The 22081-nt window shown below is 69.6% G+C and carries 17 protein-coding genes; 6 read left to right on the forward strand and 11 right to left on the reverse strand.

Features of this window, described 5'->3' with window-relative positions; translation table 11 throughout:
- Nucleotides 1-79 precede the first annotated feature (79 nt).
- The gene (gene infA / locus ACODSY_RS07050) at nt 80-355 is read left to right on the forward strand and encodes a translation initiation factor IF-1 (protein ID WP_488951001.1); all 276 of its coding nucleotides are present in this window, start codon (nt 80-82) and stop codon (nt 353-355) included.
- A gap of 7 nt (nt 356-362) precedes the next feature.
- On the opposite strand, the gene ACODSY_RS07055 is transcribed toward infA, so the two are convergent.
- Genes ACODSY_RS07055 through ACODSY_RS07075 form a run of 5 tightly spaced genes read right to left on the reverse strand, consistent with a single transcriptional unit; the run spans nt 363 to nt 6348 of the window.
- Nucleotides 363-2144, reverse strand: a complete 1782-nt coding sequence (locus ACODSY_RS07055) for an IlvD/Edd family dehydratase (protein ID WP_488951002.1) — start codon at nt 2142-2144, stop codon at nt 363-365.
- Nucleotides 2137-3012: an SMP-30/gluconolactonase/LRE family protein gene (locus ACODSY_RS07060; RefSeq protein WP_488951003.1), complete on the reverse strand. Its 876-nt coding sequence runs from the start codon at nt 3010-3012 to the stop codon at nt 2137-2139. Before ACODSY_RS07060 ends, ACODSY_RS07055 begins: the two co-directional genes overlap by 8 nt.
- The gene (gene xylB / locus ACODSY_RS07065; RefSeq protein WP_488951004.1) at nt 3009-3779 is read right to left on the reverse strand and encodes a D-xylose 1-dehydrogenase; all 771 of its coding nucleotides are present in this window, start codon (nt 3777-3779) and stop codon (nt 3009-3011) included. Before xylB ends, ACODSY_RS07060 begins: the two co-directional genes overlap by 4 nt.
- A complete protein-coding gene (locus tag ACODSY_RS07070; RefSeq protein ID WP_488951005.1) occupies nt 3770-5206 on the reverse strand; it encodes an aldehyde dehydrogenase family protein in 1437 nt (478 codons plus the stop codon). Before ACODSY_RS07070 ends, xylB begins: the two co-directional genes overlap by 10 nt.
- Nucleotides 5203-6348, reverse strand: a complete 1146-nt coding sequence (locus ACODSY_RS07075) for a fumarylacetoacetate hydrolase family protein (RefSeq protein WP_488951006.1) — start codon at nt 6346-6348, stop codon at nt 5203-5205. The genes ACODSY_RS07070 and ACODSY_RS07075 overlap by 4 nt, the downstream gene beginning before the upstream one ends.
- Before the next feature lie 157 nt (nt 6349-6505).
- Here ACODSY_RS07075 and ACODSY_RS07080 point away from each other — a divergent pair, with 157 nt between their 5' ends.
- Nucleotides 6506-7708 carry an SGNH/GDSL hydrolase family protein gene (locus tag ACODSY_RS07080; RefSeq protein WP_488951007.1) on the forward strand — a complete coding sequence of 401 codons (1203 nt, stop codon included), beginning with the start codon at nt 6506-6508 and terminating at the stop codon, nt 7706-7708.
- A 135-nt stretch (nt 7709-7843) separates the two neighbouring features.
- Here ACODSY_RS07080 and ACODSY_RS07085 read toward each other — a convergent pair whose 3' ends face one another.
- Complete coding sequence (locus ACODSY_RS07085; protein ID WP_488951008.1) at nt 7844-8914, reverse strand: LacI family DNA-binding transcriptional regulator; 1071 nt, start codon at nt 8912-8914, stop codon at nt 7844-7846.
- Nucleotides 8915-9227: 313 nt separating this feature from the next.
- On the opposite strand from ACODSY_RS07085, the gene ACODSY_RS07090 reads away from it, so the two are divergent.
- The gene (locus tag ACODSY_RS07090) at nt 9228-12107 is read left to right on the forward strand and encodes a TonB-dependent receptor (RefSeq protein ID WP_488951086.1); all 2880 of its coding nucleotides are present in this window, start codon (nt 9228-9230) and stop codon (nt 12105-12107) included.
- Nucleotides 12108-12272: 165 nt separating this feature from the next.
- Here the strand turns inward: ACODSY_RS07090 and ACODSY_RS07095 are convergent, their stop codons facing one another.
- Nucleotides 12273-12794 carry a BLUF domain-containing protein gene (locus ACODSY_RS07095; protein WP_488951009.1) on the reverse strand — a complete coding sequence of 174 codons (522 nt, stop codon included), beginning with the start codon at nt 12792-12794 and terminating at the stop codon, nt 12273-12275.
- 44 nt (nt 12795-12838) lie between these two features.
- Between ACODSY_RS07095 and ACODSY_RS07100 the strand changes: the two genes are divergently transcribed.
- Entirely contained in the window at nt 12839-13273 is a 435-nt protein-coding gene (locus tag ACODSY_RS07100) for a DUF6491 family protein (protein WP_488951010.1), read from the forward strand.
- Nucleotides 13274-13280: 7 nt separating this feature from the next.
- Here ACODSY_RS07100 and ACODSY_RS07105 read toward each other — a convergent pair whose 3' ends face one another.
- Nucleotides 13281-15386, reverse strand: a complete 2106-nt coding sequence (locus ACODSY_RS07105) for an alpha-glucuronidase family glycosyl hydrolase (protein ID WP_488951011.1) — start codon at nt 15384-15386, stop codon at nt 13281-13283.
- 105 nt (nt 15387-15491) lie between these two features.
- On the opposite strand from ACODSY_RS07105, the gene manD reads away from it, so the two are divergent.
- Nucleotides 15492-16703: a D-mannonate dehydratase ManD gene (gene manD / locus ACODSY_RS07110; RefSeq protein WP_488951012.1), complete on the forward strand. Its 1212-nt coding sequence runs from the start codon at nt 15492-15494 to the stop codon at nt 16701-16703.
- Nucleotides 16704-16782: 79 nt separating this feature from the next.
- A complete protein-coding gene (locus tag ACODSY_RS07115; protein WP_488951013.1) occupies nt 16783-17529 on the forward strand; it encodes a FadR/GntR family transcriptional regulator in 747 nt (248 codons plus the stop codon).
- Between the two features lies 1 nt (nt 17530).
- Here ACODSY_RS07115 and ACODSY_RS07120 read toward each other — a convergent pair whose 3' ends face one another.
- From ACODSY_RS07120 to ACODSY_RS07130, 3 genes are all read right to left on the reverse strand, one after another.
- Nucleotides 17531-18487, reverse strand: a complete 957-nt coding sequence (locus ACODSY_RS07120; protein ID WP_488951087.1) for a DUF1206 domain-containing protein — start codon at nt 18485-18487, stop codon at nt 17531-17533.
- Nucleotides 18391-19590 (reverse strand): DUF2252 family protein, encoded by a 1200-nt coding sequence (locus ACODSY_RS07125; protein WP_488951014.1) that lies wholly within the window; start codon nt 19588-19590, stop codon nt 18391-18393. The genes ACODSY_RS07120 and ACODSY_RS07125 overlap by 97 nt, the downstream gene beginning before the upstream one ends.
- A gap of 95 nt (nt 19591-19685) precedes the next feature.
- Nucleotides 19686-22076 carry a glycoside hydrolase family 3 N-terminal domain-containing protein gene (locus ACODSY_RS07130; protein ID WP_488951015.1) on the reverse strand — a complete coding sequence of 797 codons (2391 nt, stop codon included), beginning with the start codon at nt 22074-22076 and terminating at the stop codon, nt 19686-19688.
- Nucleotides 22077-22081: the final 5 nt, after the last annotated feature.

Here is a 22081-nt window from a genome sequence, read left to right on the forward strand (position 1 = left end):
GTGAGGTAAGGCCGCCAAAGATTCGCGCCGGGCCGATCCTGTCGGCCCGTGTTCGCATGCCCGAACCAAGGAGACGCCGATGGCGAAAGAGGAACTGATCGAATTCGAAGGCGAGATCGCCGAACTGCTGCCCGAGGGCCGGTTCCGCGTGAAGCTTGAGAACGATCACGAAGTGCTGGCCTACACGGCCGGCAAGATGAAGAAGAACCGCATCCGTTCGATGGTTGGCGACCGCGTGACCGTGGAAATGACGCCCTACGACATGGACCGCGCGCGGATCATCTTCCGGCACCGCGACGCGACCCCGCGCGTGGGCGGCGGCGGCCCGCCGAAGCGGCCGTTCCGCAAGCGCTAGACCGACCTCAGTGGTTGTGGCGTGGGGTCCTGGCCGCCACGCCGCGATACTTCACGGCCATCTCCAGCACGGCGCCGTCGGCGAGCTGGCCGGTCTTCTCGCGATAGAGTTCCTCCCAGGGCGTATGGCTCTGGGGAACCGGCGGCGGGGCCTCGGCCCTGCGCCGCGCGATCTCCCCCTCCTCCACCAGCGCATCGCAGCGGCCTGTATTCAGGTCGACGCGGATGACATCGCCCGTCCGCAGCCACTCCAGGCCGCCCCCCGCCGCGCTCTCGGGCGAGGCATTGAGGATCGAGGGGCTGTCCGACGTGCCCGACTGGCGGCCGTCGCCCAAGGTCGGCAGGCTCAGGATTCCGCGCTGGATGAGGGCGTCCGGCGGCTGCATGTTGACCACCTCGGCCGACCCCGGCCAGCCCAGCGGACCTGCCCCCCGGATCACCAAGATGCAGCGCTCGTCGATGGCCAGCGCCGGGTCGTTGATGCGGTGGTGATAGTCGTCCGAGCCGTCGAAGACGATGGCACGGGCCTCAAAGACCCCCTCCCGACCCGGCTCGCTAAGGTAGCGCGCGCGGAACTCCTCGGAGATGACCGAGGTCTTCATGATCGCGAAGTCGAACAGATTGCCCTTCAGCACCACGAAGCCGGCGCGTTCGCGCAGGGGCGCGGCGTAGGGGAAAATCACCTCGCGGTCTTGGCTCTCGTGACCGACGATGTTTTCAGCGATCGTGCGGCCCGTGACCGTTAGGCAGTCGCCCGCCAGCTCTCCCGCGCGCAGCAGTTCCCAGAGCACGGCCGGGACACCGCCAGCGCGGTGGAAACGCTCGCCCAGATACTTCCCGGCCGGCTGCATGTTGACCAGCAGCGGCACGTCCAGGCCGTGGACGCTCCAATCGTCGGGCGCGAGCTCGACGCCGGCGTGGCGGGCCATGGCGACGATGTGCGGCTGGGCGTTGGACGAGCCGCCGATGGCGCTGACGGTCTTGATCGCGTTGAGGAAGGCGGCGCGGTCGAGGATCTTCGAGGGGCGCAGGTCCTCGTAGGCCATCTCCACGATCCGGCGACCGGTCTCGTAGGCCATCTGGCCGCGCTCGCGATAGGGCGCCGGGATGGCCGCGCAGCCGGGCAGCGACAGGCCCAGCGCCTCGGCCACCGCGTTCATGGTCGAGGCGGTGCCCATCGTGTTGCAGTGGCCGGCCGACGGCGCCGAGGCGGTGGCGCGGCGCAGGAACTCGGCCTCGTCGATCTCGCCCGCCGCCAACTTGCGGCGCGAGCGCCAGATGACGGTGCCCGAGCCGACCAACTCGCCCTCGTGCCAGCCGTCCAGCATGGGGCCGCCCGACAGCACGATGGCCGGGATGTCGACCGTGGAGACGGCCATGATCCCGCTGGGGGTGGTCTTGTCGCAGCCCGTGGTGAGCACGACGGCGTCGATCGGGTAGCCGTAGAGGGTCTCGACCAGGCCGAGGTAGGCCAGGTTGCGGTCCAGGGCCGCGGTGGGGCGGCGGCAGTTCTCGAAGATTGGATGGACCGGAAACTCGATGGGCACGCCGCCCGCGTCGCGGATCCCGTCGCGCACCCGCTTCGCCAGCTCGAGGTGGATGCGGTTGCAGGGCGAAAGGTCGCTACCGGTCTGGGCGATGCCGATGATCGGACGACCCGACTGCAGCTCGTCCGGCGTGATCCCATAGTTCATGAACCGCTCCAGATAGAGGGCGGTCATGTCGGAGCGGGCGGGGTCGGCGAACCAGTCGCGCGAACGGAACGGGCGCGCGGGCGTGCGGTCAGGCATGGCGCACATCGTGCTGCGGCAGGCCGGGCGTGTCGACGTCGAACCGGAACAGGCCGCCGGCCAGGGGCTGGGCCTCGCGCTCGGCCGGAGACAGTCCCTTCCAGGCCGTGGTGGCGTAGACGGTCGTGAGGTCCGGGCCGGCGAAGGCGAGCTTGGTGACATTGGCGACCGGCAGGCGGACGAAGCCGATCTGCTGGCCCTTGGGCGAATATCGGCGCGCGCCCCAGCCGGCGAAGAGGCCGGTCCAGACGCAGCCCTCCGCGTCGACGGCGGGGCCGTCGGGATAGCCGGCGCCGTCCTCGATCCGGGCGAAGACGCGCTTGTTGGAGAGGCTGCCGTCGGGGGCGAGGTCGAAGGCGTAGAGCGTCTTCTTCAGCGTGTCGGTATGGTAGAGCGTGCGGCCGTCGGGGCTGACCGCCGGGCCGTTGGTGATGCAGTACCCGTCGTCCATGCGGCGCAGGCCCTGGGCGTCCAGGCGGTAGAGGGCGCCTGTCAAATCGGTCTCGCCGTCATGCATCGAGCCGAACCAAAGGCGTCCCTTGGCGTCGACGAAGCCGTCGTTCAGTCGGTTGCCCAGGGCGGGGTCCTCGACGGCGGTCATCAACTCGAAGCGGCCGGATTTCGGATCGAAGCGGTGCAGGCCGGTCTTCAGGCCGGCGATCCAGCCGCCGTCCTGGGTGGGGGCGATGAACCCCGGCTGGGCCGGGGCGGCCCAGCTGAAGGCGGCGCCGCTGGCCGGCTCGTAGCGGTGGATGCGCAGGCCCTTGATGTCGACGAACCAGAGCGCCCGGTCGGCCGCGCGCCAGACCGGCCCCTCGCCCAGTTCGCAGGCGCACCTCAGGACGCATTCGGGCCGGGGATCGCTCATCGCCAGCCCGCGTCGATCCAGTACTCGTGGCCGGTGCAGAAACGGGCGTCGTCCGAGGCCAGGAACAGGACCAGGGCGGCGACGTCGCGCGGCTCGATGCGGCCCTCCAGGCATTGCTGGGCCACGATCTCGGCCTCGCCCTCGGGGGTGTACCACTTCATCTGGCGGGGCGTGCGGACGTTGCCGGGCGCGATGCAGGTGACGCGGATGCCGGAGGGGCCGAGTTCGCGGGCGAGCGCGCGGGTCATACCCTCGATACCGGCCTTGGCGGTCTCGTAGAGCACCAGGTCGGGCAGGCCGAGGTGCCAGGAGATCGAGCCGAAGTTGATGATCGCGCCGCCGCCCCTGGCCTTCATCCCCTCCACCACCGCCTGGGCGCAGAACACCATGTGGCGCAGGTTCACCGCGATGCGGTCGTCGAAGTAGGCGGGGGTGACGTCGGCCAGGGTGTGGCGGTCGTCGTTGCCGGCGTTGTTGACCAGCACGTCCAAGGGCCCCAGCGCCTTGAAAAAGGCGGCGATGGCGTCGGCGTCGCGCAGGTCCAGGGTGTGGAAGGTGGGCGGGATCCGAGCCTCGGTGAGGTTGGCGACCAGGGCGCGGGACTCGGTCTCCAGCACGTCGACGAAGTGGACCTCGGCGCCCTGGGCGACAAAGGCCTCCACGAGGCCCGCGCCGATGCCCGAGCCGCCGCCGGTGACGACAACGCGTTTGCCCTCCAGGCTAGGATAGACGGCGCCCCGCGGCGTCACGGACACGTTCACGCCCATGAGTAGGCCGTCTTGGTCTGGGTGTAGAACTCGACGGCGGAGAAGCCCTGCTCGCGGGCGCCATAGCTGGACTTCTTCGAGCCGCCGAAGGGCACGTGGTAGTCGACGCCGGCCGTCGGCAGGTTGACCATCACCATCCCCGCGCGGACCCGGCGCTGGAAGTCGCGGGCGTATTTCAGCGAGGTCGTGACGATGCCGGCGGAGAGGCCGAAGTCGCCGCCGTTGGCCACCGCCAGGGCCTCGTCGTAGTCCTTCACGCGGACGGTGGAGGCGACCGGGCCGAACACCTCCTCGTTGTTGATCCGCATGGCGGGATCGGTGTCGGCGATCAGGGTGGGTTGGACGTACCAGCCGGGGTTTTCGAGCTTCAGCCGCCCGCCGCCGGTGACGATGCGGCCGCCCTCGGACTTCGCCACGTCGATGTAGCGGTAGCTGGTCTCCATCTGCGCCTCGCTGACCGCCGGGCCCATCTGGGTGTCGGGGGCCAGGGCGTCGCCGACACGCAGGGCCGCGACCTTCTCGGCCAGGGCGGCGACGAAGCGGTCGTGGATGGCGTCGGTGACGATGATGCGGCTGGAGGCGGTGCAGCGCTGGCCGGTGGCGAAGAACGAGCCGTCGAGGGCCACCATGACGGCGCGGTCGAGATCGGCGTCGTCCAGGATCACCAGCGGGTTCTTGCCGCCCATCTCCAGCTGGACCCGGGCCTGGCGCTTCACGGCGGCCTCGGCGACGGTGGCGCCCACGCCCTGCGAGCCGGTGAACGAGACGCCGTCGACGCCCGGATGGTCCACCAGTTTCGCGCCCATGGCGCCCGGCCCGAAGATCATGTTGAAGACGCCGGCCGGCGCGCCGCACTCCCAGATGATCTCGGACAGGGCCGCGGCGGTGGCGGGCGTGGGACCGGCGGGCTTCAGGACCACGGTGTTGCCGAAGGCCAGGGCCGGGGCGGTTTTCCAGGCCGGGATGGCGATCGGGAAGTTCCAGGGGGTGATCAGGCCGAAGACGCCGACCGCCTGGCGATAGGTCTGGATCTCCACGCCGGGGCGGACGGAGTCCAGGTTCTGGCCGTGGCGGCGCAGGGCCTCGCCGGCGAAGTACTTGAAGATGCGGCCGGCGCGGACGGTCTCGCCGATGCCCTCGGGCAGGGTCTTGCCCTCCTCGCGCGACAGCAGCCGGCCAAGTTCCTCGCGGCGCTTCAGGATGGTGTCGCCCACCTTGTCGAGCAGGTCGGAGCGGACCTCTGGGGAGGCTTCGGACCAGGCGGGAAAGGCGCCCTGGGCGGCGGAGACCGCGGCGGCCACCTCGGCCTCGCCGCCACGCGGCACGTGGGCCACGACGTCGGTCGTGTTCGAAGGGTTCGTACTGTCCTCGGCCGCCTGGGCGCTTACGCGCTCGCCGCCGATGTACTGGGGAAGTGTCTCGGTCATTGCGCTGCCTGGGGGAGGAGGAGGCCGCGTCCGGCGAGGTTTCGCATCAGGTCGCCGACGCCGAACGTCCAGGGCGCGGCGGCCTTCGAGGTCGTCACCTCGTTCTCCAGCACGCCCAGGCGCGGGCTCGACACCCGCACCACGTCGCCGACCTTGTGGGTGAACCCCTGCCCCGCCGCCTCGCGATCCTGGGTGGGCGCGAACAGCGTGCCCAGGAACAGGGCGAAGCCGTCGGGGTACTGGTGCTCGGAGAGCGCCTGGCGGACCAGGTCCAGCGGGTCGCGGCTGATCTGGTCCATCGAGCTGTGGCCTTCGAGCCGGTAGTTGTCGCGGCCCTCGATGACGAGGTCGACGCGGGCGTTCCGGACGTCGTCGACGGTGAAGGCCTCGTCGAAGAGGCGGATGAAGGGGCCCAGCGCGCACGACGCGTTGTTGTCCTTGGCCTTGCCCAGCAGGAGCGCCGAGCGGCCCTCGAAATCGCGCAGGTTGACGTCGTTGCCGAGGGTGGCGCCGACGGCGCGGCCATTGCGATCGCAGATTAGGACGACCTCGGGCTCGGGGTTGTTCCAGGCGGAATCGGAACGGATGCCCACCTGGGCGCCGTGGCCGACGGCCGACAGCACCGGGGCCTTGGTGAAAATCTCGGCGTCGGGTCCGATGGCGACTTCGAGGTACTGCGACCAGAGGCCGTCGGCGATCAGGGCGGCCTTGAGCTTCGCGGCGGCGTCGCTGCCCGGGACAACGGCTCGGATGTCGGCGCCCACGCGGTCGCGCAGGTCAGCGCGGATGGCCTCGGCCTTGGCGGCGTCGCCTCGCGCCCGCTCCTCGATCACCCGCTCGACGGCCGAGACCGCGAAGGTGACCCCGGCGGCTTTCACGCACTGCAGGTCGACGGGGGCCAGCAGCGGTTGGCCGGCGAAATCAAAGTCTTCGATAGGACCCAGGTCACGGCCGCTCACGGTGGAGACATCGAGGTTGAGCAGCTCGGAAACGGTGGCGGCGGTGCGGGAGACGTCGAACAGGCGGCCGGCCCGACACAGAACCGGCGTCGGCCCGGCGGCGGTCTGAATACGCCCCACGAGCATCGCCACCTGCCAGTCGCCGGGCAGAAAGGCCGTCGGCCGCGTCGCGGCTCCGCCCATGGTCAGACCTCCCTATTTTTGGTAGCGCTATCAATCCGAGGCCTGACCTGTCAAGGTGGGGTTTCCAGATCGGCCGTTCCACGAGCCGGCATACCGAGGCGAGGAAAACGTGAGGCGGAGCGTCATCTTACTTGGCTTGCGCAGGCAGGCCGCCGCAATGCTGCTCGCGGTGTCGATCACGATGCCGGCGGCCGCGCGCGAGCCGGCTTGGGTCGGCGCCTGGGCGGCCTCGCAGCAGGTCCCGGAGCCGCGCAATGCCCTGCCCGCCGAGGCCCTGACCGACGCGACGATGCGCCAGGTGGTGCGCGTCACCGCCGGTGGCCCGCGGATCCGGATCAAGCTGTCGAACGCGTTCGGGACGTCGCCGCTCAGCTTTTCGGCGGTGCATGTGGCCCGGCCGACCGCGCCAGGCACGCCGGCCATCGACCCGGCCAGCGACCGAGCCGTGACGTTCAACGGACGGCCCGAGGTCACCATCCCAGCGGGCGCGGAGTACCTGTCCGACCCCGTGGCCTACCCGGTAAAGCCGATGGAGCGGGTGGCGATCAGCTTCCACCTGCCCCAAGCGCCGGCGGGACTAACCGGGCATCCGGGCTCGCGCTCGACGACGTTCTACGTGCACGGCCGCAAGGCGGGCGACGCCGACCTGCCTGGCGCGGCGACGGTGGTGCGCTGGTACCAGATCGCCGCCATCGACGTGCCCGCGGCGACGAAGAGCGCGGCGATCGTGACCTTCGGCGACTCGATCACCGACGGGTTCGGCGTGGCGGCCGAGCGCGACGAGCGCTGGCCCGACGTCCTTGCCGAGCGCCTGCAGGCCGACCCCAAGCTGCGCCACCTGTCGGTGCTGAACCACGGCATCAGCGGCAACCGGCTGCTGAACGACGGGCTGGGCCCGAACGCCCTGGCGCGCTTCGAACGCGACGTGCTGGCCCAGCCCGGCGCCCGCTATCTGATCGTGCTTGAGGGCGTGAACGACCTAGGGACCGCCGCCCAGGCCGGGCCGATGTCAACTGAAGCCCACGCCCGGCTGGTGGCCGACATGATCGGCGTCTATCGCCAGATGGTGGCCCGCGCCCGGGCCCGCGGGATCAAGGTGATCGGCGCCACGATCCTGCCCTTCGCCGGCTCGTTCTATAAGCCCGACGCGGCCCATGAGGCCGACCGCCAGGCGCTGAACGCCTGGATCCGTGCGCCCGGAAACTTCGACGCGGTGATCGACTTCGACGCCGTGACGCGCGACCCGGCCCAGACCGATCGGATGCGGGCCGACCTGGACTCCGGAGACCACCTGCACCCGTCGATGGCGGGCTACCGGGCGATGGCGGCCGCCGTGCCGCTCGGGCTGTTCAGGCCGTGAGGGGCCGATAGGCTGCTTCCCTTCTCCTCACCCGTAGGGGGAGGGAGACCATGCGCAGCATGGTGGGGGGGCATGCCGGAAGCGCCGAGCTTGGAGTGTTCCCCCTCCGCCGCCCTTCGGGCGGTCCCCCTCCCCCTACGGGTGAGGAGGTTTGCGCCCCTCCCCCTTCGGCGGGCCGTCGGATTGGCGGCGGACCAGGGTGAAGTCCTGCACAGCGTGAGGATGCTGGGCCTTTTCGCCGGCGCGGCGGCTGCGGATCTCGTCGGCGAGCAGGATGACCGCCTGGCGCGACATGTCGGCGATGGGCTGGCGGATGGTGGTGAGTTCGGGCCAGACGGTGGTGGCGAGCGCGCTGTCGTCGAAGCCGACCACCGTGAGGTCGCGCGGGACGTCCAGGCCGCGGCGGTGGGCCACGGCGATGGCGGCGGCGGCCATGTCGTCGTTGCTGGCGAAGATGGCGGTGACCGGCGGCGCGATGGCCATCAGTTGCTCGGCCGCCTCGAATCCAGAGCGGTACGTGAAGTAGCCCTGCACCACCAGCCGGTCGTCTGCGGCGATCCCGGCCTCGGCCAGGGCGGCCAGGTGCCCTTCAAGGCGCTGGCGGCTGGCGGTCTGGTTGGGGTGGCCCTTGATGAAGCCGATGCGGCGGTGGCCCAGGCCGATCAGGTGGCGGGTCATGGCCTGTGCAGCGGCGAAGTCGTCGATGCGAACGGCCGAAGCGTCGGCGGGCGGCTGGCCCGTGGCGACCGCGACGGCCGGGATGTTGGCGTCGGCCAGGGCCCGGGTGACGGCGGCGTTGTCGCAGAGCGGCGGCGGCAGGATGATGCCGTCCACCCCGGCGGCGACCAGGCGCGTGGCCGCTGTCTCGGCCCGCTCGTCGTCGCACTTCTCGACGATCAGCTGGATGTTGCCGCGGCTGGTCTGGTCCAGGCTGCCGACCAGGAACTCGCTCAGATAGGCCGCGGACGGGTTGGAGTAGAGCAGGCCGATCCGCACGAGGTCGGCGCCGGCCAAGCTGCGAGCGGCCGGATTGGGGGCGTAGTTCAGCTCGCGGATCGCCGCATTCACCGCCGCGCGGGTCGAGTCGCGAACGTTCTTCTCGCCGTTGATCACCCGCGACACGGTCATCGGAGATACGCCGGCGAAGCGCGCGACGTCATGGATCGTCAGCGAACTTCTCTGTCGCCGTGCCGGTTTCGGCTCCAAGCCTTTTCTCCCCTGTTGCCGTAGCTCTCGCCTACCCGGCCGCGCTTCTCAAGCCCCGTCGAACCGGGCGCTCGATTTCATTGGTCTGACCTACCGTCCCACATCGGTCAGACCGTATTGACACAAAAGAACTGACCTAGTACCAGTCCCAATGTGACCGCTATCATTACGGGGTAAAGCAGGGCGGCCAGAGAGCTTCTCCAAGAAACGGCACGGTCAAAAGGCCGGCCGATGCGACTGCGCACAAAGAACAACAGGGGCGTGTCCGACACGCACCCAGGGGACGGGAAACATGAATTCTTCCACACAGAAGATGTCTGTGCGTACGAAGGCCGTGCTTCTGGGCGCGACCTGCCTTGCGACCTGCCTGGGCACCCAGGCCCAGGCGCAGAGCTCAGCCCCGTCGGGCGCCGCCGCGGTCGACGAGATCGTGGTCATGGGCTTCCGCCGCAGCCTGGCGGAGTCGACCACGGCCAAGCGTGAGGCCACCGGCTTCCAGGACAGCATCTTCGCCGAGGACATCGGCAAGTTCCCAGACACCAACCTGGCGGAATCGCTGAACCGCATTCCCGGTGTGCAGCTCACCCGCGAGATCACCGGGGAAGGCCTGAACATCGCCATCCGCGGCCTGGGCACCAACTTCACGAAGATCCTGCTGAACGGCAACCAGATCGCGGTCGCCTCATCGGGCCGCACCGACAGCCAGAACCAGAACCGCGAGGTCGACCTCGACGTCTTCCCGACCGAACTGTTCAACCGCCTGGACGTGAACAAGACGCCGGTCGCCAACATGCTGGAAGGCGGCGTCTCGGGCACCGTCAACATGCGCAGCGCCCGGCCGTTCGACCACGAAGGCCGCCAGTTCACCTATTCGCTGCAGGGCGCCTACAACGAGAATTCAAAGAAGTGGAGCCCGCGCGGTTCGGTGATCGCCAGCCAGACCTGGGACACCGACATCGGCCAGTTCGGCGCGCTGGTCGGCGTGGCGATCGCCCGCAACAAGGTGCTGACCGAGGGCTTCGAGACCATCGGCTGGAGCAACGCCACCAACGTAGTTTGCGCCGGGTGCAACACCAACGGCGGCAACGGCTTCAACTTCGCCACGAGCGTGCCGGCCAACGCGGGGAACGGCCTGACCGCCGGCACGGCGATCGACAACGCGTTCCTGACGGCGCGCAACCCCGGCACGTCCCTGCAACAGCTCAGCGACGGCCTGCTACCGCGCCTGGGCCGCCCGTCCTACAGCTCCGGCCGTCGGGATCGCGACGCGGCGCTGGTCTCGCTCGAGTATCGCCCGTCCGAGACGCTGAACTTCTACTTCGACGCCCTGCTGGCGCAGGCCGAGCGCAAGTTCGAGCGGCTCGACATGAACTGGGTGGTCCGCAATTCGAACTTCATGGTCCCCCTGAACGTGAAGGTGGACTCCAACAACGTCGTCACCGCCGGGACCTTCGCCAACTCGCAGTTCTTCCTCGAGTACCGGCCGTACGACGAGGACCTGAAGTTCTTCAACCTGAACCCCGGCTTCGGCTGGCAGGTGAACGACTGGATCCGCGTCGACGGCCAGCTCAACATGAGCAAGAGCGAGTTCTTCCGCGAAGCGCCGACGGTGCTGATCAACACGCCGCTGAACACCGGCGTCACGGTGGCTTACGACAACACCAGCGGCCCCTTCCCCTCGATCACGAGCAACGTCGATCTCAACAACCCCGCCCTGGGCTGGGTTTTCGCGGGCGGCCGGGTGAACATCCAGAACGAGCGGCGCGTCACCAAGACCAAGGGCGCCCACCTCGACACCACCTTCGGCGACGAGACCCTGAACCTGAAGATCGGCGGCGCCTACGACACCGCGCGGCGCTCGATCGTGGCGCTGGACAACAGCCCGGCGTGGCAGCAGGCGGTGTGCGGCGGCGGCGGGACGTTCTTCCCGGCGCCCGCGCCCCAGCCGGCCTGCGACGGGCGCGCGGGTTCCGCGGTGACGCAGTCGCAGCTGGCCTCCTTCCTGCGACCTGGTCCCGGCTTCATCACGGTGGACTGGGACGCTTTCCGGAAGGCCACCAACTACGACGCCTTCAGCGACGCGGCGCCCTTCTCGTCCGCGGCGGCCACCGCCGCCCGATCCGGGATCATCAAGGAGGAGACGGTGGGGGCGTACGCCGAGTTCAACGGCGTGTCGGAGTTCCAGTCCTTCAAGCTGCACTACAATGCCGGCGTCCGTTACGTCTCGACGGAGCAGACCATCACCGGGCCGTTCACGCCGCCTGGCGCGCCCGCGCCCACGGGTTTCCAGTCGTTCGACTCTCGCTACGACGCCTACCTGCCCTCGTTCAACGCCTCGCTTGAGATGCCGCACAACGTGCTGTTCCGACTGTCGGCGTCGCGCACCCTGACACGGCCGGATCCCAGCGCCATGCTGCCGGGCACGACCTTTGTCGACCCGTCCGCCCAGAGCGCGAACCAGGGCAACCCGAACCTGACCCCGTTCAAGTCGAACAATTTCGACGCGGGCCTGGAATGGTACACCGGCCAGGAAGGCTACATAGGCGTGGTCGGCTTCCAGAAGGAGGTCACCGGCTTCACGATCCAGGGCACCAACACCATCCCGTTCCGCCAGTTGGGTGTGCCGTTCGATGCCCTGACGCCGGCCCAACAGACCGCGATCAACAACCGCGGCGGCGCGGACGCAGCGACCGTGACGGTGACCCAGCAGGTCAACGCCGGCGGGGTGCTGACCATCCGCGGCTACGAGCTGAACTGGGTGCAGCCGCTGAGCTTCGTGGTGGACGGCCTGGGCTTCACGGCCAACTACACGCGCATCTACCAGAGCGCCTCGGGCGCGGGCGCGCCGCCGGTGGCCGTCGGGGTCTCGCCGTACACCTACAACCTGACCGGCTACTACGAGAAAGGCCCGGCCTCGATCCGGCTGTCGTGGACCTACAACGACAAGCAGATCAGCTCGACGCCCAACCAGAACAGCGTGCCGGTGGCGCAAATCCGCACCGATGCCCGCGGCCAGCTCGACCTGTCGGCCAGCTATTCCTTCGACTGGCTGCCCACCGAGCCGCGCATCACCCTGGACGTGATCAACATCACCGACGAGGAGCAGCGGCAGACCTTCGAATATCCGAACGCCGCCTTCACCTACTACAAGCCGGGCCGCGCCGTGCTGATCGGCATCCGCGGCAAGTTCTGATCGGCTCGTCTCACTCCCCCCGAGACCGGGTCCTGCCTGGGGCGGTGCGCGAGCGCCGCCCTTCTTCTTTCGGCCGACTTCATCCGAAGCGGATAAGGCAGGCTCAAAATCAAAAATTTGGGCGCGGCGGACGGATCAGCCCGCTTCCACTCAAGTCTGCGCGCCTTAGGAGGCGAGCAGCTGCTGATGCATGGCGTCGAGGCGGCGAGCGTTGCGCAGGGCAAGGCCCTCCAGATGCTGCAGCAGCGCGCCCGCGTCCGCGCTCGTGACGTCGAAGCCGATGTCCGGCGGGCTCAGGATGGCGTCGTCGAGTTCGGAGAGGCACAGGCCGCACATCGACCATCGGGGAAACCGCCGCGCCTCGATCCCGGCCAGCAGCCGCAGCCGCACGTTGGTATGGCGCGCGTCCTGCAGGATGCGTTCGTAGCAGGCGGTGACCCGCGTATCGCTGCCCTCGAGCACCTGAACGAAGCTTTCGCCGTCGGCGAGGAGGAAGCCGGTGATCGCGTCCTGGCGATTTCGCGCCGCGGAAACGACCAGGATGTGCTCCATCGTGCTCGTCAGGCGCTCGGAAGCCGTGGGCGCGATGCGGCTGACGTAGAGGAGACGGCAAAGCATTGCGGGGAGGAATAAGGGCTGAGCTTCGGGATGCAACCCTCGCAAGCCGCGCCCCTTTTCAACGAACATGTTACGTGGTTAAGCTCGCAGCGTCAGCTGGCTGAGGACACGCCATGAAGTCGATGCTGTTTGCCCTGAGCGCCGTGTCGGCGCTGGCCGTATCTCCCGCATGGGCGCAGTACGAGCCGCCGAACGTTTTCGACGCGGCCGCCCAGGCGCATGCCTACGGAACAGGCGCGCGGCCGAAGGCTCTGCAATGCTTCAACGGCCAAAGGATCAAGGCGGCCAGCCGCTCGGGCGAACGCACGCTGCTGGTCCAGAACGGGGGCGGTGCGATCTACGAGGTGACGCTGAAGGCGCCGTGCCAGGCCGCCGACCGGGCGACCAAGATCACCGCCATGTCCAGCCAGGGCGCGCCGGTCTGCGAGGACGATACCGCCGTGCTGTTCGCGCGGACCGACACGGGGCTGAAGCGCTGCAAGATCGACAACGTGCGCCGGCTGTCGTCCGGCGAGCTGGCCCTGCTGTCCGCCGCGCAGCGCCGATAGTGGGTCGTCAGTTCCCCGGCGCGTAGGGGAAGCGGAGCGCCTCGTACCATTCCAGCGGATGCGGCGGGGCTGCGTAGCCGGCCGGCAGAGGCCGCTTCGCGAACGTCTGGAAGTAGGCGATGCAGGCGTCGCGCCACCATTGCGCCTCGCGCTCCTGGACCGCGAGGTAGGCGGCGACCTCGGCGTGGCGCTCAGGGTCCACATAGGGCGCGAGCGACGCCCAGGTTGCCCGCATGGTCTTTACCTCGTCGACGCCCCGCGAGTAGCGGACCACCAACTCGTCCCAGAGGGTGCGGCCGGACTCCACGCGATAGTCCCAGGGCAGGCGGTGGAACCACAGCAGGAAGCGCTCATCCTCGGCCAGCGCCTTGCCGGCCTGGGGCGCGTACTGGGCGACGGCGTTGGTGCCGGTGGCCATGCGGTCGAAGCCGATCCCGTCCGGCGAGGCGCGGTGGTAGTAGACGCTGGTCCAGTCGGCGCGCTCGCCGCCCGCGTACCAGGGCGCCGGGCCGTAGTGGTGGCCCTTGCCCATGATGTGGTGCAGGCCCAGCGGGGTCATGTAGTCGACCATGGCCTCACGCGAGCCCAGCATCAGCTCGGTGGCGGGTTTCAGGAACGCCGGGTCGTTGGAGAAGGTCATCCGCAGCCACTCGTCGGCGATGGCTTTGGAGGAGAGGTCCGGATCCCACGCCAGGCGGCCGAAGGCGTACCAGTTGGCCTGGTCGAACTGCGAGCCCGACCAGTTGCGGTCGGAGCCGATGTTGGCGACGCCGGCCATGCCGGTCAGCTTCTGGCCCGTGGCCTGGCCGTCGACGACCTTGGCGACCGTGGTCCCCTTCCCGGCCCGCCAGGTGTCGGCCTGCAGCGTCTCCTCCCAGAGCGGGCCCTGGTAGACGAGGTGGGTGGCGAAGCCGAGGTATTCCTTGGTGACCTGGAATTCCATCATCACCGGGGTCTTCGGCATGGCGCCGAACAACGGGTGGAAGGGCTCGCGTGGCTGGAAGTCGAGCGGCCCGTTCTTGACCTGGATGATGACGTTCGGGGCGAACTTGCCGTCTAGCGGGACGAACTCGCTGTAGGCCTGCTTGATGCGGTCTTCCGGCTGTTCGTGGGAGTAGACGAAGGCGCGCCACATCACGAAGCCGCCGTAAGGGCCGACCGCCTCGGCCAGCATGTTGGCGCCGTCGGCGTGGGTGCGGCCGTAATCCTGCGGGCCGGGCTGGCCCTCGGAATTGGCCTTGACCAGGAAGCCGCCGAAGTCGGGGATGGTCCGGTAGATCTCGTCGGCCTTGGCCTTCCACCAGGCGCGGACGGCGGGGTCGAGCGGGTCGGCGGTGGACAGGCCGCCGATCTCCTTCGGCGCCGAGAAGCGGGCGGAGAGGTAGACCTTGATCCCGTAGGGCCGCAGCACGTCGGCCACGGCGGCGGCCTTCGCGACGTAGGGGGCGGTCAGGCTGTCGGCCTTGGCGTTGACGTTGTTGAGGACCGTGCCGTTGATCCCCAGCGAGGCGTTGGCGCGGGCGTAGTCGACGTAGCGGGGATCGCGGACGTCCGGCAGCTTCCACCAGTCCCAGATCGACTGGCCCGCGTAGCCGCGCTCGACAGAGCGGTCGAGATTGTCCCAGTGGTTGAGCAGGCGGAGCTTCACCTTCGGGGCCGAGACGATGTCGAGGCGGTCGAGCGGCTGGCGCGTCTGCACCGCGCGGAGGAAGGCGAAGGCGCCGTGGAGCACGCCGGCGTCTGAGTTGGCCGCGATGACCGTGGCGGGCCGCCCGTCGATCTTGACGCTGCGGATCACGTAGCCCTCCGCGCCCGCGGCCTGCAGCGGCAGCTTCAGCGCGGCGATCTGGGCCTGAGCCGAGGTTCCGGCGAGCAGCGCCGTGCGTCCAGCGGGGGCGGATCCACGCAGGCCCGCGAGGCCGCGCTCCAGCTCGGCGCGCACCGCCGTCAGCGTCGGGCTGTCGCCCAGCACGGTGACCTGGCCCACGGCGGCGGCGCCCTCCACCGGGCGATAGCGGAGCCAGAGGTCGTAACCGTCCTCGGCGCGGGCGGCAGGTGTGGCGAACACCGTCGCCGCGAAGGCCAGGAGCGCGAGGAACGGGCGAAGCGGCATGGTTCGACTCCAAGTGGTCCAAACACTGATCTTCTATTGGTCAGACCACATCGTTGACAACCTCGGAGTGGAGGCCTAGGCAGGCGGCAGTACAGAAAGGCCCGCATGCCCAGGATCACCGCCGCCAGGACGATCGTCACCTGCCCCGGGCGGAACTTCGTGACGCTCAAGATCGAGACGTCGGACGGTGCTTACGGGATCGGCGACGCCACGCTGAACGGCCGCGAGCTGTCGGTGAAGAGCTATCTGGACGATCACGTCATCCCCTGCCTGATCGGCCGCGACGCCCACCAGATCGAGGACATCTGGCAGTACCTCTACAAGGGCGCCTACTGGCGGCGCGGCCCCGTGACCATGAGCGCCATCTCGGCGGTCGACATGGCGCTGTGGGACATTAAGGGCAAGCTGGCCGGCCTGCCGGTCTATCAACTGCTGGGCGGGGCCTGCCGAAGCGGCGTGATGGTCTACGGCCACGCCAACGGCGAGACGATCGCCGACACCCTCGCCGCGGCAAAGGACTACCAGGCGGCGGGCTACAAGGCCGTGCGGCTGCAGACGGGCGTGCCGGGCTTCAAGGGGACCTACGGCGTCTCCAAGGACAAGTTCTTCTACGAGCCGGCCGATGCCGACCTGCCCACGGAAACGACGTGGGCCAGCGAGCCCTACCTGCGCGTCGTGCCCGAGTTGTTCGCGGCGGCTCGCGAGGCGCTGGGGTGGGACATCCACCTGCTGCACGACGCGCACCACCGCCTGAAGCCGATCGAGGCCGGGCGGCTGGGCAAGGACCTCGAGCCCTACCGGCCGTTCTGGCTGGAGGACGCCACGCCGGCCGAGAACCAGGAGGCGTTCCGGCTGATCCGCCAGCACACGACGACGCCGCTGGCGGTGGGCGAGATCTTCAACTCGATCTGGGACTGCAAGGGCCTGATCGAGAACCAGCTCATCGATTACATCCGCGCCACCGTCACGCACGCGGGCGGCATCACCCACTTGCGGCGGATCGCGAGCCTGGCCGACCTCTATGGCGTGCGCACCGGCTGTCATGGCGCGACGGATCTGTCGCCGGTGTCGATGGCCGCGGGGCTGCACTTCGACCTGTCGATCCCGAACTTCGGGGTGCAGGAATACATGCGCCACACCCCCGAGACCGACGCGGTCTTCCCGCACGCCTACACCTTCGCCGGTGGCCTGCTGCATCCGGGGGACGCGCCGGGCCTTGGCGTCGACATCGACGAGGACCTGGCGGCGACCTTCCCCTACCGCCGCGCCTATCTGCCGGTGGCGCGGCTGCAGGACGGGACGATGCACGACTGGTGACGCGGGCATGCGGACCTGACTCATGGTATCCAGTCACCGGCGTCCGAAGGGACGCGCAGCAGCCCAGCGTCAGGAGTCCATGGCCGTCAGCGGCAAGCTCTACCGTCGTCTCGCCGACAGCATCGCCGCCGAGATCGAGGCGGGGAAGTACAAGGTGGGCGAGCGCCTGCCGACCGAGCGCGAGCTGGCCGACCAGTTCGGTGTCAGCCGGCCCACCCTCCGCGAGGCGCTGATCGCGCTGGAGATGCTGGGGATGATCGAGGCCCGCCACGGGCTCGGCATCTACGTCACCCGCGCCCAGATGCCGATCACGGCATCGGCCTACGACGTGGAGGTCGGGGCGTTCGAGCTGATCGAGGCGCGGCGCCTCTTCGAAGGCGAGGCCGCGGCCCTGGCGGCCGCCACCATCGACGACGATCAGCTGGGCGAGCTGGAGCGCCTGATCGGCCTGATGGCCGACGAGGACGAGCTGAAGGGCGAGGACGCCGATAAGGAATTCCACATGGTGATCGCCCGCGCCACCGGGAACGGCGCGATCATCGCCACCGTCGAGAACCTGTGGGAGCTGCGCAACCGCTCGCCGCTGGCCCGCAACATCCTGAGCCGCGCACGCGGCGGAGGCCTGCAGCCGCGGATCGAGGAGCACCGGCGCGTGCTGGACGCGCTGAAGGCCCACGACCCCGCCGAGGCACGCCAGGCCATGCGCGACCACCTGGAGCGGGTGATCGAGCACCTCCTGCACGCCACCGAGACCGAGGCGCTGGAAAAGGCCCAACAGGAGAGCAAGGCCCGCCGCAGCCAGGTGGCGAAGCGCGTGGCGATCTAGCTCAACAGCCGATGCGCCGCAGTCCAGCCTTGAGGAAGCCGAACGCTCCGAAGGCGATGAGGCCGAGGGCTATGGCGGCCAGGATCGCCGGGCCCATCGGCTGATTCTTGAGCAGGTCCAGCGCCCCGCCCAGCCCCCGGGCCTCCGAAGCCCTGGCGTGCCACCCCGCCGACAGCGTGAGGAGACCCGCGGCGCCCATCGCGACGCCGCGAGCCGCGTAGCCCGCTCGAGCGAGCGTTCCCGTCCAGCCCGCCGCCTCCCCTTCGCACTCTAGGCTATCGGTGAAGTGGCCTCCGAATGCCCGCACGACGTTGGCCGCCCCAGCCGCCATCACGATCGCTCCGACCCCTATGACGAGGAGATCGCCCATGGGCATCGTCAGGGCGTCCTGCACGGCGGCCTGGGTCTTCGCCTGGTCGTCGGTCTCGCGGAGATCTTCCATGGCGTCGAGGAGGCCAAAGACCGAGACCGCCAGGCCTCCGTAGATGAGGCCGCTGACCGCCTTGCCCGCGCGGGCCGCAAGAGCCGCCGGCGTCTTGCCAAGGCGGTCGGCGTCGAACACCGCCTGCAGCGCCCGCCAGCCGGCGAAGGAATAGAGGCCGACGCCGGTAATCCACAACAGCACGACGCCCGGCGGCCACTGTCCCCAGGCCTCGAGGGCGTCAACGGCTCCGGCCGCCCGTGGGGCCAGCCCGGTCGCGGCCATCAGCGCGATCGCGCCGATGCTCACATAGACCGCGCCTCGCGCGGCGTATCCAAGGCGGGCCGCCCCCTCCAGCACTCGCGCGAGGGGGGCAACAAGGCGCGGAAAGTCCTCGACGCCTGGCAGCCGCCTCACGAGGCGGCGGGGACCCGCGCTAGTCATGCGGCTTTTCGGTCGAGGGACAAGGCATAGGTCCGGCAGTGTTCCAGATAGGCGCGCTCGTGGATGCCAAGTAAGTCCACCACCCCCGACCATAGCCACCCCGGAGCGTCCAAGCGCGCGGTGCGCGACCGCTGGAGGTCCGCGAGCCACGCCGCGCGGGTGGCTCCGTCCATCTGTCGGCCGTGGGCCTTGCCGACCACGCTAGCCAGATATTCGGCGAGGCCGATCGCCTGCCCCTGGCTCAGGCGCTCGATTTCCAGCTTGAGGTCTTGCGGCATGAGTTCGCGCAGCACGATGGGCCGTCCCAGTATTCGCCCCGCGACCATCCGCTCACCCAGATTCGGCGAAAGTGCCCGGGCGCCGGTCACCACGCGCACGGCGTTGTCCCGCGGCATGCCCGCGCCGGCCGCGCGCGGCGCGGCGGCGGTGACGGCCTCCTTGATATCCACCAGGCAGAGGGATGCGCGCTTGCCCCGTCCCACGCGAAGCATGGCCGCGTAGCGGAGCCTGCCCAGAGAACTACAGCCCTTCATCCAATAGGCCGCATCCACAAGCTCGACCGGCTCTTCGGCCTCCCGCGATTGAAGGCGCGTCAGAAGCGCGTGCAATTCACGGTCCTCGAGCATCGTCCGGAGGGACGAACGCTCCTCTTCGGTTAGAGCCCAGAAGGTCTTGCCCAGCGGCACGACGGGCTCGGCGGTATCCAGCCGCTCGGCCGCCAGATGGCGCCAGCGACGGCGGATCGAGCGGTCGAGCAGCGAGCCGATCGCTTTTGGCCTCAGGTCGAGCTCGGCTGCGCGATCGAAGTCGCCGGCCAGCGCCCTCTCGTATCCGGCCGTTAGGTGCTCGAGGAGGCGGGCGGTCACCACGCCGGGGAGATCCGACCCCCTCGCCGCGGAGGCGAGCGAAAGCCCAAGGCGGATGAGGTCGTGAGCGGGGTTGCCGATGACGGTCTGGTCGAGATCGCGGATCTGCACGGCCACTCGCCCCTTGCTATCGGCGAGGGGTCCGAGGTTGCCGAGGTGGCAGTCGCCGCAAATCCAGACCGGTGGCCCCTCCGGCACATCCGCCGGGCCCGCGTCCAGCCACTCGTAGAACCTGAGGGTGCTGCCCCGCACGTAGGCGTGGGCCGAGCGAGCCATCTTGAGGTTCTGCACCTCGCGCAGCCGCGTCGCGCGTCGTTCGGGTGGTATCATGGCGCCTTCCAACGAGGCTGCATGAGCCCCCGCGGCTTGAGCGTGTAGCTGGGCTCGGGGTTCCGGATCTGGCCGGCTCGGCGCGACGCCGCCCTCTAGCCCGTCACGACGAACGAGGCCGATTTCACGTCCTGGCTGTTCCCCCCGGCCATCACCGTGAACTTGCCCGGCTCCACGACCCGCTTCATATCGATGTTCCAGATCGCCAGGTCCGCCGGGGTCAGCTCGAAGGCCAGGGTGCGCGTCTCGCCGGGGGCCAGGGTCACGCGGCGGAATTTCTTCAGCTCCTTGAGCGGCCGGGTGACCGAGGCGGCCTCGTCGCGCAGGTAGAGCTGCACCACCTCGTCGCCGGCGCGCTTGCCGGTGTTGGTCACGTCGACCTCGACCTTCACGCTCTCGCCGGCGCCGATGCTGGCCCGTGCGGGCCGGGGCGCCCCGATGTCGAAGGTCGTATACGAGAAGCCGTAGCCGAAGGGGTAGAGCGGGGTCGCGTCGCCAAACAGGTAGCCACGCCGCGCGCTCGGCTTGGCGTTGTAGAAGACCGGCAGCTGGCCCACGTCGCGGGCGATCGACACCGGCAGCTTGCCGCCCGGCGCGACCCGGCCGAACAGGACGTCGGCCACGGCGTTCCCCGTCTCCTGCCCCAGGTACCAACCCTCGATAAGGGCGTCGGCCTTCTCCGCCAACAGGTTCACCGACAGCGGCCGGCCATTGAGCAGCAGCACGACGGTGGGCTTGCCTAGCGCGAAGATCGCGCGGGCCAGGTCGTTCTGCTGGCCGATCAGGTCGAGGCTGTCGCGGTCGCCCAGGTGGTTGTCGGCCCAGGCCTCGCGGCTGGTCTGTTCGTTGTCGCCCAGGACCATGAGGACGACGTCGGCCTTCCTCGCCGTCTCCACGGCCTCGGCGATCAGCCTGGCGTTCACCGCGGGGTCGACCAGCTTCACCTCGTCGGCGGCCCAGACGCGGCTTTCGGTGATGCGGACCGCCTCGGCGTAGTCGACCTGGAACTTGCCGGTGCTGGCTTCGGCCTGCAGACCCTCCAGCACGCTGACCACCTTGCGCGGGATGTCGCTGTAGCCGCCGATCGGGGTGTCGCGGGCGTGCGTACCCAGGACGGCCAGGCGGCCCATCTTGCCGGCGTCGAGCGGCAGCAGGCCCTTGTCGTTCTTGAGCAGCACCATGGCCCTGGCGGCGGCCTGGCGGGCCAGGGCGATGGCGTCGGGCGCGGCGGTCAGGCGGTCGGCGTTCCTGAGGTCGCCGTAGGGGTTCTCGAAGAGGCCGCCCTCGAACTTGAGGGTCAGGACACGGCGGACGGCGGCGTCGACCTGGGCCTGGGGGACCTTGCCCGCGCGGACCAGCTCCGGCAGCCGGTTGTAGGCCTCGCCGTCGGGCAGCTCGACGTCGACGCCCGCATTCATGGCGGCGACGGCCGCCTCGTCCGGGCCCTCGTACATGCGGTGGCGGGTGACGAGTTCGCGGATGGCGAAGTAATCGCTCAGGGTCGCGCCCTGGAAGCCCCATTCCTCTCGCAGCACGTCGTGCAACAGCCAGCGATTGGCGTGGGAGGGCACGCCGTCGATCTCGTTGTACGACGGCATCACGGCGCGGACGTTGGCCTCCTTCACCGCGCGCTCGAACGGCGGGAAGAAGTTCTCGCGCAGGGTGCGCTCGGAGATCTGGGCCGGCCCGACGTTCGTCCCGCTGTCAGGCTGGCCGTGGCCGGTCATGTGCTTGAGCGTGACGAAGACCTTGTCCTTGGCCAGAGGCAGGGTGCGCCCCTGGAAGCCGTGGATGGCCGCCAGGCCGATCTCGGCGCAGAGGTGCGGGTCCTCGCCGTAAGTCTCCTCGATCCGGCCCCAGCGCGGGTCGCGGGCCACGTCGACCACCGGGGCGAGCGCGATGTTGGAGCCGCGCAGGCGCATCTCGCGCGCCGTTATGGCGAACACCTTCTCGACCAGCTCGGGATCCCAGGTGGAGGCCAGCGCGATGGCCTGCGGGAAGCTGGTGGATTCGCGGGCCACATAGCCGTGCAGCGCCTCGTCGTGCATCAGCATCGGGATGCCCAGGCGCGTCTGCTCCATCGCCCATTTCTGGGCGGCGTTGATGTAGCGGGCGGTCTCGGACGGCGTGCGATTGACCGTGCCGGGCTCGGCCCCCGCGAAGGCCCCCGCCTTGGCGCCGCGGCGGTCGGAGGGGCGCGAGATCTGGCCCAGGCCGTTGGGGAAGGCCCGGGTCGCGGCCTCGGGCGAGAACTCGGCCTCGGGGGTCTGGATGTCCTCCTTCTTGAGCCAGATGCCCACGAGCTGGGCGACCTTCTCCTCCAAGGTCATGCGGCCCATCAGGTCGTCGACGCGCGCCGAGATCGGGGCGGAGGCATCCTTGTAGAGCGGCTTGGCGGCGGCGGCCCGCGCCAGCGGCGGGGCGGCCAGCGCGCCAGCCAGGACGGCGAGGCTCGCGCCGAAACGGCGGCGGGTGAGGCGCGTCATACGGG

It is taken from the genome of Phenylobacterium sp. FG114 (assembly GCF_057809855.1).

What these genes read in the sequence shown, in the direction of transcription:
- infA (WP_488951001.1), top strand. Translation starts at nt 80, where the DNA reads ATGGCGAAAGAGGAACTGATCGAATTCGAAGGCGAGATCGCCGAACTG.
- ACODSY_RS07055 (WP_488951002.1), bottom strand. Translation starts at nt 2,144, where the DNA reads ATGCCTGACCGCACGCCCGCGCGCCCGTTCCGTTCGCGCGACTGGTTC.
- ACODSY_RS07060 (WP_488951003.1), bottom strand. Translation starts at nt 3,012, where the DNA reads ATGAGCGATCCCCGGCCCGAATGCGTCCTGAGGTGCGCCTGCGAACTG.
- xylB (WP_488951004.1), bottom strand. Translation starts at nt 3,779, where the DNA reads ATGGGCGTGAACGTGTCCGTGACGCCGCGGGGCGCCGTCTATCCTAGC.
- ACODSY_RS07070 (WP_488951005.1), bottom strand. Translation starts at nt 5,206, where the DNA reads ATGACCGAGACACTTCCCCAGTACATCGGCGGCGAGCGCGTAAGCGCC.
- ACODSY_RS07075 (WP_488951006.1), bottom strand. Translation starts at nt 6,348, where the DNA reads ATGGGCGGAGCCGCGACGCGGCCGACGGCCTTTCTGCCCGGCGACTGG.
- ACODSY_RS07080 (WP_488951007.1), top strand. Translation starts at nt 6,506, where the DNA reads ATGCTGCTCGCGGTGTCGATCACGATGCCGGCGGCCGCGCGCGAGCCG.
- ACODSY_RS07090 (WP_488951086.1), top strand. Translation starts at nt 9,228, where the DNA reads ATGTCTGTGCGTACGAAGGCCGTGCTTCTGGGCGCGACCTGCCTTGCG.
- ACODSY_RS07095 (WP_488951009.1), bottom strand. Translation starts at nt 12,794, where the DNA reads ATGTTCGTTGAAAAGGGGCGCGGCTTGCGAGGGTTGCATCCCGAAGCT.
- ACODSY_RS07100 (WP_488951010.1), top strand. Translation starts at nt 12,839, where the DNA reads ATGAAGTCGATGCTGTTTGCCCTGAGCGCCGTGTCGGCGCTGGCCGTA.
- ACODSY_RS07105 (WP_488951011.1), bottom strand. Translation starts at nt 15,386, where the DNA reads ATGCCGCTTCGCCCGTTCCTCGCGCTCCTGGCCTTCGCGGCGACGGTG.
- manD (WP_488951012.1), top strand. Translation starts at nt 15,492, where the DNA reads ATGCCCAGGATCACCGCCGCCAGGACGATCGTCACCTGCCCCGGGCGG.
- ACODSY_RS07115 (WP_488951013.1), top strand. Translation starts at nt 16,783, where the DNA reads ATGGCCGTCAGCGGCAAGCTCTACCGTCGTCTCGCCGACAGCATCGCC.
- ACODSY_RS07120 (WP_488951087.1), bottom strand. Translation starts at nt 18,487, where the DNA reads ATGGTCGGGGGTGGTGGACTTACTTGGCATCCACGAGCGCGCCTATCT.
- ACODSY_RS07125 (WP_488951014.1), bottom strand. Translation starts at nt 19,590, where the DNA reads ATGATACCACCCGAACGACGCGCGACGCGGCTGCGCGAGGTGCAGAAC.
- ACODSY_RS07130 (WP_488951015.1), bottom strand. Translation starts at nt 22,076, where the DNA reads ATGACGCGCCTCACCCGCCGCCGTTTCGGCGCGAGCCTCGCCGTCCTG.